Below are 14054 nucleotides of genomic sequence, written 5' to 3' on the forward strand. Positions count from 1 at the left end.
TGGCAGCGTTATTCGTCTGCCAGGGCGGGTAGCAACGTCTTTAATTTACGCGTTAGTGTATTGCGCCCCCAGCCTAACAATTCCGCTGCTTCTCCTTTACGCCCACCGGTATGTTTTAACGCCGTCTCAATCAGAATTTTCTCAACGTCGGGTACGGCCTCTTCCAACAGATGTGTGTGCCCTTCGGCCAGAGCACGGTCGGCCCACTCCCGAAAGGCACTGCGCCAGTCGCCGTGACCGGCGCTTTCAGTTGCTTGGGGGGAGCGTAGCTCTGGCGGTAAATCCTCCACCAGAATTTCACGCCCAGACGCCATTACCGTTAACCAGCGACAGATATTTTCCAGTTGGCGCACGTTACCCGGCCACGCTAGGCGCGTCAGGTGCTCCTCGGTTTCGGCCGTGAGTACCTTGATGTCGGTGGCAAGTTCTTTGGCGGCTTCAGCAAGAAAATGCCGTGTGAGGCGTGGGATATCCTCACGGCGTTCGGCAAGGCGCGGCAAGTGAATGCGGATAACGTTCAGGCGATGGAAAAGGTCCTCACGAAAGCGCCCGTCATCCACCAGCGACTCAAGGTTCTGGTGCGTCGCAGCGATAATCCGCACGTCGACCTTGACCGGAGTATGCCCGCCCACTCGGTAGAACTCCCCGTCGGCCAATACGCGCAGCAAGCGGGTCTGAGTTTCAGCCGGCATATCGCCGATCTCATCCAGAAACAGCGTGCCGCCGTTGGCCTGCTCAAAGCGCCCCTGGCGCTGGGCAGCGGCCCCGGTAAACGCGCCTTTCTCGTGGCCAAACAGTTCAGACTCAATCAGATCACGCGGGATGGCTGCCATGTTCAGGGCAATAAACGGCTTGCCCGCCCGGGGGCTGTGCTGGTGGAGCGCCTGGGCTACACGCTCTTTACCGGTGCCCGACTCGCCATTGATGAGCACAGTAATATGCGAATGAGAGAGCCGCCCAATAGCCCGAAACACCTCCTGCATGGCCGGCGCTTCACCAATGATTTCTGCGTTCAAACCTTCGGGAACGCTGATCGGCCGTTGGCGCTCGCGCGCATGAGCCACCGCCCGGCGCACAAGCGCCAGCGCTTCATCCACATCAAACGGCTTGGGCAGGTACTCAAACGCACCGCCTTGATAAGAGGCCACTGCGCTGTCGAGGTCCGAATGAGCGGTCATGATGATGACGGGCAAATCCGGATGCGCCTCGCGAATGTGCGACATCAGATCCAGCCCATCAATGCCCGGCATACGAATGTCAGTCACCAGCACATCCGGTGGGGTTTTCAGCAGTCGTTCCAGTACGGTATCGGCGCGTTCTATGCACTCTACATCAAGATCCGGCTGCGCCAATGCACGTTCAAGCACCCAGCGGATAGCGCGATCGTCATCCACAACGACCACCCGTGCAACCTCGTTACGTGTCGCCTCTATCATGATGCTTCTCCGGTGCAATTAATAACCAATGGAATCAGTAAGCGGAACTCGGTGTGCCCGGGCCGTGAGTCACATTCAATCAAGCCTTGATGCTGATGCAGGATCGACTGAGCGATGGACAACCCCAATCCGCTGCCTTCAGCACGCCCTGACACCATCGGGTAGAAGAGCGTTTCTTTAAGCCCTTCCGGGATGCCAGGGCCGTTGTCGACCACACCCACCTCGCTCACTAACCGGTGGCGCTCAGCCCCCAGGGTAAACTGACGCCGTGCGCGGGTGCGCAGCATCAATTCGGGCACAGGGGTCTCGGCATCGCTCATGGCCTGCACGGCGTTTCTGGCCACGTTAAGCACGGCCTGGATCATCTGCGCCTCATCCCCGGAAAGGTCCGGCAGGCTAGGGTCGTAATCGCGGTGGATGGTGATATTCGGATGTTCAGCCACCAGCAGCGTTCTTACCCGCTCCAGCACTTTGTGGATGTTCACCGGCGCGTGCTTAACAATGCGATTCGGGCCAAGCATCGAATCCACCAGATCACGCAAGCGGTCAACCTCCTCCACGATGATATGGGTAAACTCACGCAATTCAGGCTTATCCAGGTCACGCTCTAATAGCTGAGCCGCCCCGCGGATGCCGCCCAGCGGATTTTTCACTTCATGGGCCAAGCCTCGGGCTAGCACTTTGATGGTTTCCTGGCGCGTGGTTAGCGCTTCCTCGCGGGAAATTTGCATCAAGCGGTCACGAGGTTCTACTTCCAGCAGAAGCTCGTCTGCCGACAGGGGCGTCACGGTGTAATCCACCGTCAGCGCTTCACCGTTAACCGGGGTAATGCGCGCCTCGCGCTGGGTGTAGGGATGAAAGGCATCCCGCGCCTTGGCCAACACCTGGTCAATACTTTCATCACCGCCCAGCAGGGTATCCTGGCTGCTCCCCTGCACACGGCTAAAGCTTACTGCCAACAGCGCTTCGGCGGCAGGGTTCATCCAGCGTACGCGGAGCTCACCGTCCAGCAGCAGCACTGCCATGGAGAGATGTTCTAGTAAACGCTGATACATGAAGTGTCCTGAATGTCGCTGATAAAAACGTTCAATACGCAAGAGAAACTGCAAAAAGCACGCCAGGTTGGCCCCTTTCATCAGCATGCACGCCTTATGGGCGCCAAGCCTTGATTCAACGAGCGTTAAGCGCGCAACCTGCCATGGTGCGATCCACCACATGCACTATTTTAGTGCATGGAGTACCGTTAAGGCGCACCCTCTCACTGGTTAAGTGCAATAAAAAACCCCGCCGAAGCGGGGTTTTAGGGCTATCGCGTCAAAACGCGATTAGCAGCTGTAGTACATATCAAATTCGATAGGGTGCGTGGTCATGCGAATACGCTCTACTTCTTCCATCTTGAGTTCGATATAGGCATCAATCATATCGTCGGTGAACACGCCACCTTCGGTCAGGAACGCACGGTCAGCGTCGAGCGCTTCCAGAGCCTGGTCCAGGCTGTTGGCAACGGTCGGTACCAACTTGCCTTCTTCTGGCGGCAGGTCGTACAGGTTCTTGTCCATGGCATCGCCAGGATGAATCTTGTTCTTGATGCCGTCGATACCTGCCATTAGCAGGGCAGCAAACGACAGGTACGGGTTAGCGGTCGGGTCAGGGAAGCGGGTTTCAACGCGCTTGCCTTTGGGGCTGACCGTATAGGGAATCCGGATAGAGGCGGAACGGTTACGGGCGCTGTAAGCCAGCATAACCGGCGCTTCAAACCCCGGCACCAAACGCTTGTACGAGTTGGTAGAGGCGTTGGTGAAGGCGTTCAGAGCGCGTGCGTGCTTGATCACACCGCCGATGTAATACAGCGCCATTTCCGACAGGCCTGCGTATTCATCACCGGCAAACTGGTTCTGACCATCTTTCCAGAACGACTGGTGAATATGCATACCAGAACCGTTGTCGCCAACCAGCGGCTTGGGCATGAAGGTCGCGGTTTTGCCGTACGCGTGGGCCACGTTGTGGATCACGTACTTCATTTCCTGAACTTCGTCCGCCTTCTTCACCAGCGTATTGAATTTAACGCCGATCTCGTTCTGCCCCGCATTCGCCACTTCGTGGTGGTGAACTTCAACGGTCTGACCAATCGCTTCCAGGGTGTTACACATAGCGCCACGGATATCGTGGAAGCTGTCGACCGGAGGAACCGGGAAGTAACCGCCTTTAACGCGCGGACGGTGCCCCAGGTTGCCGCCCTCTACCTGATTACTGGTCGCCCAGGCGCCCTCGTCGGAAGAAATCTTGTACATGGAACCCTGAATATCAGACTTCCAATGTACTTCGTCAAAAATAAAGAACTCAGGCTCCGGACCGAAGAAAGCAGTATCGCCCAGGCCGGTGGACTCCAGGTACGCCTCAGCGCGCTTAGCAATAGAACGCGGGTCACGATCATAGCCCTGCATCGTGGCTGGCTCAATGATATCGCAACGCAAAATCAGAGTAGCGTCTTCGGTGAAGGGGTCGAGGAAAGCAGTGCCATCTTCCGGGCGCAGGATCATGTCGGATTCGTTAATGCCTTTCCAGCCCTCGATTGAGGAGCCATCGAACATTTGACCATTTTCGAAGAACTCTTCGTCTACATCGCGGGCAGGCACGGTAACGTGCTGCTCTTTACCACGAGTATCGGTGAAACGCAGGTCCACCCACTTAACATCATGTTCTTCAATTAGCGCGAGAGTCTTGGCTGACATTGTGCCTCCGATATGGGCGTGGCTTAAAGCATGTAACAGTAAGCTATCGATAAAAGTGTTATTAGACAAACCCCGTCATTCAATAAAGTACGTGCCTGACAGGCCTATCCTTTTTGTTCGCTTAACATTTGCCTGAAATTGAATCACACATCGCCTAGTGATCGTTTCAAACCGGCTATTGTTGTAGCACGCCGAGAGGCATCTGCCTACGGTGGCTAGCCGCTGACAAGTATAATGCAGAGAACATGCCAACCCTGCACCAAAATGACCGGAACAATTACTAACTTGTTGTTTTAATGAATAAAAAATCTGCGCCTACTTGCCTCTCTATGACGCATAAATATTTCCCGAGGCTTTTAAACACACACGGAGCTGTTTTTTTGACCCAAAATAGATCAAACATAAGCATAAACGCACCTAATTGGTGCATGGAAAGATAGTAGAGCGCCCCTCTCGGCTTCCAACCCACCGCACGGCGCGTCAACGCCCTATACTTTTAGCCGCTTGCCAAACATCATGGCCCCGGCTTTTGTGGTGTTCGCCATTTTACTGAGCAGGATAGAGCCCGTGGCACCCATTACTATCAGCAGCAGCACGTAAACCGTTATAGGCAACGCCAACGGCATCACCAACACATCGGTAATGGCAAAAAACATGGGGTGCGCCAGGTAAATACCAAACGAATACTGGTTGATATAGCGCACCCAGCGAGGCGCTGTGATGTCTTTTAAATAACGCATCGCTACAAGCGTTGAGAGCATGAACAGCGGTATCACCCACACTTCCTTGGATGAGAACTGCAGCCACCCCGCCACGCTGGCCGCGACCAGCAGACAAACCAACACGACCAACCACAAAGGCCACGACAGGTACTGCATCCATAAAGGCCGCAGCGGTGCCTGGACTCCACTATCAAAGGGGTAGTAACGCACCAGCACCAGGGCCAGAAAGAACAGATATATCCAGCCCAGAGGAGCCACCCAGAGCAGATACCCCGGCAGCGCCACACCCAACCAATACGCCACTCCCCAGTACGCCATACTCACCCAACAGCTCACCCACAGCCACGGCACCGGGTTAAAGCGCCACAGCTGCCAGCGGGTAAACAGCCAATAAGCGATATAAAACTGCATGGCGATAATCAAAAAATAACCGTGCCACCCGGCGAAAACAAAGTACGCCAGCGCATTAGCGACAAAGCCTACCGGCTCCCCTGCCACGTATAGCCGAACCCACTCGGCCGTCGAGTAGATAAAGCCATATACCAGATAAGGCAGCATGACGTACTTTACCCGTTGGGCCAAAAAGCCAGGCGGCACCGCCTTGTCATAGCGCATGGCAAACACAAACACTGAAATGAACAAAAAGATCGGCGTGCCCAATACCAGCGGCAGGCGCATTAGGTCGGTGGCCAGGTTATCCACACGCTGATTAACGTGGTCCAGCAAATGAAATAAAAACACGGCCACGCAGCCGTATGCACGCAACCAGTAAATTTCCTCTATCCTTTTATGCATACCTGCTCCGTGTATGCCTGACATTCGCCTGCGCTGAACAGTGTCGGCGGGTACGGTGTACGACGCTATAACCCTGCGATAATTCCCGGAGGCTGTTTGTCATTCCTCTCATTTTCACGTGTATTTCACGGGTTGTTACGTTCCTTGTTGACCAGCCTGACAGCCCTGGCGGGCCTATGGAGCCTGTTTAACACCGCCGTTGCTGGCGAGGTGCACTACGCCACCTTTGACTCGCCCACGCTGGGCCACGCCTACCCTTACACCGTGTATCTACCCGACCATTATGACGCCAATGCCGCCGAGCCTTACCCAGTGGTTTATCTGCTCCATGGCTCTTTTGGCAACGAACGAGACTGGCTAGCCAAGGGCAATCTTGCCCAAACCGCTGATCGTTTGATTCGCGCTGGGCACATTCCACCTGCCGTTTTTATCATGCCCGGTAGCCGCAGTTGGTGGGTAGACGGCCATAACGAAGCCGCCCGCAGCGCCTTTTTTAACGACCTAATGCCGCATATTGAAAACCAGTACCGAGTGGGTGCCACGCGAGCGCTTCGCGGCGTAGGCGGGTTATCCGCCGGAGGGTTTGGCGCGCTTAATTTTGCCCTGGAAAAGCCCGAGATGTTTGCCGCTGCCGCAGCGCTAAGCCCGGCAAGCTATCTTCCGTATCCGCCGAGCAATTCCTCAGCACATCGTCATCCCGCGTTTTTGGATGAACAAGGCCATTTTGATACGGCTTTATGGGACCAACTCAACTACCCCGCTTACCTTGAAGCGTATCGCATTAACGTAACGCCCCGGCCCAGCGCAGAAGAGAGCGACATCCCGATCGTGCCACTTTACATTAGCGCAGGCCGCAGCGATGTGTACGACGCCGAGTTTCACGCCCGTAAGCTACGCCAAGCCATGGAACGCATTCAACCTAATGATGTACGCTTGGACCTCTACCCCGGCGGGCACACCTGGCGCGTTTGGCGTGCCAGCCTACCTGCGGCCTTAACCTTTATGTTTCAGCATATTGGCAAAGGTCCCATTAACCAATAACTAGCAAAACTAATAAAAATCAAACTACACTTGTGTTTTTCGGCCCACTTACAAGGAAACCATGATGCATCGACATATCGAATGGGAAGACCCCGGCAAAGACAGCGTATCCAAGCTGTTTGCTAACGACCACCATGAACACGCCCGCATTGGCACCGGCGATATTTTATCCGCCCGCTACCAAGGCAAAATTGTCCACGTAAAAGTGGAAGCCTACCGAGAAGAAGACGCCGTGAGTATTGGCAGCGTTGCCGCCATCATGGACACCAAAGGCCACCATATTAAAGGCCTTCCTGATCTCAACATCGGTGATATTGTCCGGCTCCCCGATGACAAGCGCGCCTTTGAACACTGGGACAAGGATAAATAAGCAGTTTCAACACCGTTATTTCAAAGAGCCTCCATTGAGGCTCTTTTGCTTAAAGCTGAACGCTAGCGTTAATTTCAAGACAGCGCTAAAAGATAGTAACGCTTGTCTTTTCTCAGCTGCCTAGGCGGCAGCGAACCTGCTTAAAGCTGTCATGGCCATGACCATCTGTTTCTGGGCTGCCTGGGCGGCAGCGAACGTGGCAATGCGCTCCAGCAGCTCCAGCGTTGATTTCTAAGCTGCCTGGGCGGCAGCGAACCGGCTTCTTTCTGCTCCTCGGTAATTCCGGCGTTTCTAAGCTGCCTGGGCGGCAGCGAACAGACTCTCAGAACGGGCTACGTCGCTGGGAGTTTTCTAAGCTGCCTGGGCGGCAGCGAACGATCTCGCCGTTCTCAGCGGCGGCCAGCTGCTTTTCTAAGCTGCCTGGGCGGCAGCGAACTGGCAGCATAACCCACTGGTTAGTTAATGCCTTTTCTAAGCTGCCTGGGCGGCAGCGAACCTCCCCCGGCAAGCCGGTGATTGATGCCGATTTTTCTAAGCTGCCTGGGCGGCAGCGAACACGCCAGCTCTGACCCCGCCGTTAGCGGTATTTTTCTAAGCTGCCTGGGCGGCAGCGAACGCGGCGGATCTCGCCAAACGGGTAACCGCTCATTTCTAAGCTGCCTGGGCGGCAGCGAACTTCCACATCGTAAATGTAATCGGTTTTCGCATTTTCTAAGCTGCCTGGGCGGCAGCGGACGCTTGGCCACACCAAACTCCCGAGCAATCTCCTTTCTAAGCTGCCTGGGCGGCAGCGGACAAGCGCTGCACCCAACGGTTTGTTATGCGCTTTTTCTAAGCTGCCTGGGCGGCAGCGGACCTATTCGCAGGCTGGCATGCGATTGAGCGACATTTCTAAGCTGCCTGGGCGGCAGCGGACCATGCGCGATCTGATAGAGCGCGGTTTTCTGATTTCTAAGCTGCCTGGGCGGCAGCGAACTCGACGTCAAGGATGGTAAGCCGTGGCCCCAGTTTCTAAGCTGCCTGGGCGGCAGCGAACCTAGCGATGACCACCCCGGCAGAACTTGAATTTTTCTAAGCTGCCTGGGCGGCAGCGAACTGAGGGCGTAAGAAGGCCAATAGCATCAGTGATTTCTGAGCTGCCTGGGCGGCAGCGAACCAGCATACGCTAGGCCGCGCGGCGGATATCAATTTCTGAGCTGCCTGGGCGGCAGCGAACGCTTTCTTGGCCAGCTCTTCGGCGATGGTGGTTTTCTGAGCTGCCTGGGCGGCAGCGAACGAGTTCTGGGTGCATGAAGTGGGCTTCTTTCTTTTCTGAGCTGCCTGGGCGGCAGCGAACAAGCCACCAGAGGGAGTGCTAGACGACCTTTTTTTCTGAGCTGCCTGGGCGGCAGCGAACGTAAGCCGCTTGACCTCTTCCCCAGTGCGCTTTTTCTGAGCTGCCTGGACGGCAGCGAACCCAGCCGCCCAGCTGACCTGCAGCTGCTGGATTTTCTGAGCTGCCTGGGCGGCAGCGAACGCGAGGCGTTGGGCGTTTTGGGCTGCCCTTTTTTTCTGAGCTGCCTGGGCGGCAGCGAACGTGCCCACCAGGTTGGAAACGTATTTCTCTTTTTTCTGAGCTGCCTGGGCGGCAGCGAACTACCAAGAACGTGGCGTTGCGTGCCGGTGAGCTTTCTGAGCTGCCTGGGCGGCAGCGAACTTGGCAGAAGCAAAACGGAATGAGATTGTTGCTTTCTGAGCTGCCTGGGCGGCAGCGAACAAGCCCCAGCGCCAACTGGGGCTTTTCTTTTGTTTCTGAGCTGCCTGGGCGGCAGCGAACTGCCTTCGGATATAAGCACATCGTTGGTTATCTTTCTGAGCTGCCTGGGCGGCAGCGAACGAGCTGGAGGAACCGCTCGATGACGAGGCGCTTTTCTGAGCTGCCTGGGCGGCAGCGAACACGTTAGGCCCAAGCGCGTGGGTGCACTCTCATTTCTGAGCTGCCTGGGCGGCAGCGAACACTTGCCCGAGACACGCAGCAGCGGGAGTACATTTCTGAGCTGCCTGGGCGGCAGCGAACGCTCCCAGTCCAAGTGCATGGCGGTTTTGCGATTTCTGAGCTGCCTGGGCGGCAGCGAACTGTGGCATGAGCATAACTGCCGCCATGCTCCCTTTCTGAGCTGCCTGGGCGGCAGCGAACCCATCATCCAGCAGCACTTCCATAGAGTGGTTTTTCTGAGCTGCCTGGGCGGCAGCGAACCGATTCGTGGCGCTAACGGGCGACCGCGCGATTTTCTGAGCTGCCTGGGCGGCAGCGAACGATGGCGGTACGAACACCGTTGGCGTTTTCCGTTTCTGAGCTGCCTGGGCGGCAGCGAACTGTGAGGCCGAACTGGCCTAGTTCGCTGTCGCTTTCTGAGCTGCCTGGGCGGCAGCGAACGCCGCAACACGTCAGGACTAGGCGCATCATCATTTCTGAGCTGCCTGGGCGGCAGCGAACATAATTCAGATATGCCAGCGATGCCATTGAGCTTTCTGAGCTGCCTGGGCGGCAGCGAACGTAGGGTGTGCTATGTGATAGCTTATTCAGTCTTTCTGAGCTGCCTGGGCGGCAGCGAACCACTCTCTATATCGTTACCCGTTGCCGTCGATTTTCTGAGCTGCCTGGGCGGCAGCGAACACCGCCCGCAAAGCTATTGCGGCGCGACAAGCTTTCTGAGCTGCCTGGGCGGCAGCGAACGTAGCGCTATCATCGAAGGGTAATCCGATTGTTTTCTGAGCTGCCTGGGCGGCAGCGAACGCGTGTACAGCCTGCGCAACGTGCGTGGTCGCTTTCTGAGCTGCCTGGGCGGCAGCGAACATAGCGCCCTGCACTGTTACGCCCGGCAAGCGTTTCTGAGCTGCCTGGGCGGCAGCGAACGCCACATGACAGCCATGACCATTGTTGCTATTTTTCTGAGCTGCCTGGGCGGCAGCGAACTTGACTGGAGTGAATTTAATCATGCGTTTGACTTTCTGAGCTGCCTGGGCGGCAGCGAACGCGGATGCCGCCATTTCGCCCCTGAGCCAGCATTTCTGAGCTGCCTGGGCGGCAGCGAACCCACCCATGCCGAACATGCCTTGCATCTGTCCTTTCTGAGCTGCCTGGGCGGCAGCGAACCGTTTGCATACGCTTTCTGAATCGGTTATTGATTTCTGAGCTGCCTGGGCGGCAGCGAACTTCTACCCGCTCGGTAGGTGTGGCGTCGTCCCATTTCTGAGCTGCCTGGGCGGCAGCGAACGGAGCTGGGGCTGGGTGATCTGTTTTTCTCCGTTTCTGAGCTGCCTGGGCGGCAGCGAACTGCTGGCCTCTGCGACCTGGGCGAGAGTCTCATTTCTGAGCTGCCTGGGCGGCAGCGAACGCCACTTCCAGTTACAACCGGGGGTGGTCAATTTTCTGAGCTGCCTGGGCGGCAGCGAACCGCTCGAAAACCTCATGCTGCAGCAGCGTATCATTTCTGAGCTGCCTGGGCGGCAGCGAACCTGGCGAGACGTGAAAATCTTTTGAAAGATCATTTCTGAGCTGCCTGGGCGGCAGCGAACAGCGCAGCCCTTGTTCTGAATTCATACGGTCCTTTCTGAGCTGCCTGGGCGGCAGCGAACCTTCTTCAGCTGGTTCATAGATTGGACCCGGGTTTCTGAGCTGCCTGGGCGGCAGCGAACGTACCGCTTACTTACGTGGAGGTTTAACTTATTTTCTGAGCTGCCTGGGCGGCAGCGAACCTGATGAGGCTAGCTATGAAAAACGTGATGAATTTCTGAGCTGCCTGGGCGGCAGCGAACACCGCTTGCTGCTTGCCGAGCTGCATCATGCGTTTCTGAGCTGCCTGGGCGGCAGCGAACCCTGCGTTTAGTGCGTGGGACGTGCTTGAACTTTTCTGAGCTGCCTGGGCGGCAGCGAACGCAGGATGTTATCGAGTACCGGCGTGGGCGGCTTTCTGAGCTGCCTGGGCGGCAGCGAACTAGGGTGTCAATCTGACACCCCTTCTATATCTTTTCTGAGCTGCCTGGGCGGCAGCGAACCGAGGTGGTCAGCATTCGCGGCGCCGTCCAACTTTCTGAGCTGCCTGGGCGGCAGCGAACACCAACCTGCCCAGCGGTTTTCTGATTCCAGATTTTCTGAGCTGCCTGGGCGGCAGCGAACGGGAAAACCGCTAACTCCAACTACGGTGAGACTTTCTGAGCTGCCTGGGCGGCAGCGAACGCCGCATTTTGCAGCGCCCATGCTGAGTGGATTTTCTGAGCTGCCTGGGCGGCAGCGAACTTCTGTGACAATGCAGGGCTTGGCTACTCATGTTTCTGAGCTGCCTGGGCGGCAGCGAACATAAACATGGATCGAACATTGGAAAGTATCGAGTTTCTGAGCTGCCTGGGCGGCAGCGAACTGGTGCCAGTATATTCCGCACGCTTGACCAATTTTCTGAGCTGCCTGGGCGGCAGCGAACTTTGTGATGCCGGGGTCGTAGATCGGGTCGTCTTTCTGAGCTGCCTGGGCGGCAGCGAACCGGCAGCTTTTGAAACTGGCGGCTTGATTTCATTTCTGAGCTGCCTGGGCGGCAGCGAACTTAGGATTTGGGCAGACTGTGGATTGGTACATTTTCTGAGCTGCCTGGGCGGCAGCGAACAGCTCATGAACGCGGTTTCGCACTAGCTGCGCTTTCTGAGCTGCCTGGGCGGCAGCGAACTGGTACGTGTTGAAAGCCGCCAAGCGAAGAATTTTCTGAGCTGCCTGGGCGGCAGCGAACGTTAACTCCGAGAGCCTTAGCAGTGGATTGCTTTTCTGAGCTGCTTGGGCGGCAGCGAACTGCGTGCAGGCGCTCCATCCCCCGGCCGTCTGTTTCTGAGCTGCCTGGGCGGCAGCGAACAAACAGGCCCGGTTGGGGCGTGAAATGCGCGCTTTCTGAGCTGCCTGGGCGGCAGCGAACGGCGTAGTTCTATTTGGCGCCTTTGGGATTATTTTCTGAGCTGCCTGGGCGGCAGCGAACACAGGTGCAAACATAGACGTTGATAACCTTGTTTTCTGAGCTGCCTGGGCGGCAGCGAACAAGCTGAGCTTGATGGCGACCTGCCGGATGGTTTTCTGAGCTGCCTGGGCGGCAGCGAACGCCTGTTCTTCGGCTCCGGCGCGTTCGGTTACTTTCTGAGCTGCCTGGGCGGCAGCGAACTTTCAGTGGGTCTAGCTGGAGAGGGATGCCGTTTTCTGAGCTGCCTGGGCGGCAGCGAACCCATGACCGCTGCAGGCGGCGAGAACGTGCTATTTCTGAGCTGCCTGGGCGGCAGCGAACGGTGTCGAAAACGTCACGCTGCATAACTGGCATTTCTGAGCTGCCTGGGCGGCAGCGAACATCTTGCTCTGCGTCTTCGTGTTCATATGTCATTTTCTGAGCTGCCTGGGCGGCAGCGAACATGGATTGCGCCCTCGGCGGTTGTCTCAAACTTTTCTGAGCTGCCTGGGCGGCAGCGAACGATCACGATGGCCGCTACTACACAAAAGGCCATTTCTGAGCTGCCTGGGCGGCAGCGAACACTCCCCACAGCACCCAAACCCCGCCCGCCATTTTCTGAGCTGCCTGGGCGGCAGCGAACTTATTTCAAATATTCCCACGGCGCGCTGGGCATTTCTGAGCTGCCTGGGCGGCAGCGAACCAGATTGATTTGACCGTCACTGATAGGCCGCTTTTCTGAGCTGCCTGGGCGGCAGCGAACGCCTGCATTGAGAGCTACCGGCGCCCTGTCTGTTTCTGAGCTGCCTGGGCGGCAGCGAACTCGGGGTTGGCTAAACCTAACTCTGCCAACTCTTTCTGAGCTGCCTGGGCGGCAGCGAACAACCTGGATCGTCTAAACGACGCTGCCAAGCATTTCTGAGCTGCCTGGGCGGCAGCGAACGCGACAAGGCCCATCAGGAGATCGATGCGCTATTTCTGAGCTGCCTGGGCGGCAGCGAACTTTAACGGTCTATCAAAGCAGATCGTGAAGATTTTCTGAGCTGCCTGGGCGGCAGCGAACACGGATCTGGGCGAAGCGCATGGCGGCGCAAGTTTCTGAGCTGCCTGGGCGGCAGCGAACACTCACGCTCAAGAACCGCTGCACGTTGCTCATTTCTGAGCTGCCTGGGCGGCAGCGAACTCGCGGGTTAGCAAATCCCAATCCTCTGGATGTTTCTGAGCTGCCTGGGCGGCAGCGAACAGCCTTCCCGACGATGGCGGCCATGTTCCGTTTTTCTGAGCTGCCTGGGCGGCAGCGAACACGCGCCCCCAATGCAAACGATCCATCTTGCATTTCTGAGCTGCCTGGGCGGCAGCGAACCTCTCTGTGGTGCGACTCCATTCTCTCAAACATTTCTGAGCTGCCTGGGCGGCAGCGAACAGGAGAGGCTAGCGGCCAGCATTCTCGGTTAGTTTCTGAGCTGCCTGGGCGGCAGCGAACTGGAAACCCCAGTAGGGCTATTAACATCACAGTTTCTGAGCTGCCTGGGCGGCAGCGAACGCTTATTTTGTCGGCGCTGAGGCATAGAATTATTTCTGAGCTGCCTGGGCGGCAGCGAACAACTAGGCTCGCAGGGGGCCACCCCTTCTATTTTTCTGAGCTGCCTGGGCGGCAGCGAACGCGAAGCCTATCAGCGCCGCACGGTGCCCCATTTTCTGAGCTGCCTGGGCGGCAGCGAACGCCGCCCTTTAGCAGGTACACGCGGCCATGCATTTCTGAGCTGCCTGGGCGGCAGCGAACTGGCCTGCCGAACCTCGGCAAGCTGTTCGGGGTTTCTGAGCTGCCTGGGCGGCAGCGAACAGCTTATTTTGTCGGCGCTGAGGCATAGAATTTTTCTGAGCTGCCTGGGCGGCAGCGAACACTCGCGCTCAAGAACCGCCGCCCGCTGCTCATTTCTGAGCTGCCTGGGCGGCAGCGAACTCTACATGAAGGCGCTGGCCGTCGTGGGTTTGTTTCT

The 14054-nt window shown here is 57.2% G+C and carries 6 protein-coding genes and 1 CRISPR repeat array (1 of these 7 only partly in view); of the genes, 2 read left to right on the forward strand and 4 right to left on the reverse strand.

The window, feature by feature from the left end; translation table 11 throughout:
- Nucleotides 1–8: 8 nt before the first annotated feature.
- From ntrC to INT20_RS05700, 4 genes are all read right to left on the reverse strand, one after another.
- Nucleotides 9–1436, reverse strand: coding sequence for a nitrogen regulation protein NR(I) (ntrC, locus tag INT20_RS05685; RefSeq protein ID WP_193053626.1), 1428 nt, complete (start codon nt 1434–1436; stop codon nt 9–11).
- Complete coding sequence (gene glnL / locus INT20_RS05690; RefSeq protein WP_193053704.1) at nt 1433–2491, reverse strand: nitrogen regulation protein NR(II); 1059 nt, start codon at nt 2489–2491, stop codon at nt 1433–1435. The genes ntrC and glnL overlap by 4 nt, the downstream gene beginning before the upstream one ends.
- A gap of 270 nt (nt 2492–2761) precedes the next feature.
- The gene (gene glnA, locus INT20_RS05695; RefSeq protein ID WP_172117682.1) at nt 2762–4168 is read right to left on the reverse strand and encodes a glutamate--ammonia ligase; all 1407 of its coding nucleotides are present in this window, start codon (nt 4166–4168) and stop codon (nt 2762–2764) included.
- Nucleotides 4169–4656: 488 nt separating this feature from the next.
- Nucleotides 4657–5685 carry an acyltransferase family protein gene (locus INT20_RS05700; RefSeq protein WP_193053627.1) on the reverse strand — a complete coding sequence of 343 codons (1029 nt, stop codon included), beginning with the start codon at nt 5683–5685 and terminating at the stop codon, nt 4657–4659.
- 165 nt (nt 5686–5850) lie between these two features.
- Here INT20_RS05700 and INT20_RS05705 point away from each other — a divergent pair, with 165 nt between their 5' ends.
- Both INT20_RS05705 and INT20_RS05710 read left to right on the forward strand, forming a co-directional pair.
- On the forward strand, nt 5851–6726 hold the full coding sequence (locus INT20_RS05705; protein ID WP_226912071.1) for an alpha/beta hydrolase: 876 nt from the start codon (nt 5851–5853) through the stop codon (nt 6724–6726).
- A 61-nt stretch (nt 6727–6787) separates the two neighbouring features.
- Nucleotides 6788–7096, forward strand: coding sequence for a hypothetical protein (locus INT20_RS05710; RefSeq protein ID WP_407647881.1), 309 nt, complete (start codon nt 6788–6790; stop codon nt 7094–7096).
- 108 nt (nt 7097–7204) lie between these two features.
- Nucleotides 7205–14054: a CRISPR direct-repeat array (repeat unit 28 nt; unit sequence TTTCTGAGCTGCCTGGGCGGCAGCGAAC); it runs 4651 nt beyond the window's last position.

Source organism: Halomonas citrativorans (genome assembly GCF_014898005.1).
In the GTDB taxonomy this organism is placed as follows: Bacteria; Pseudomonadota; Gammaproteobacteria; order Pseudomonadales; family Halomonadaceae; genus Vreelandella; species Vreelandella citrativorans.

What these genes read in the sequence shown, in the direction of transcription:
- ntrC (WP_193053626.1), bottom strand. Translation starts at nt 1,436, where the DNA reads ATGATAGAGGCGACACGTAACGAGGTTGCACGGGTGGTCGTTGTGGAT.
- glnL (WP_193053704.1), bottom strand. Translation starts at nt 2,491, where the DNA reads ATGTATCAGCGTTTACTAGAACATCTCTCCATGGCAGTGCTGCTGCTG.
- glnA (WP_172117682.1), bottom strand. Translation starts at nt 4,168, where the DNA reads ATGTCAGCCAAGACTCTCGCGCTAATTGAAGAACATGATGTTAAGTGG.
- INT20_RS05700 (WP_193053627.1), bottom strand. Translation starts at nt 5,685, where the DNA reads ATGCATAAAAGGATAGAGGAAATTTACTGGTTGCGTGCATACGGCTGC.
- INT20_RS05710 (WP_407647881.1), top strand. Translation starts at nt 6,788, where the DNA reads ATGATGCATCGACATATCGAATGGGAAGACCCCGGCAAAGACAGCGTA.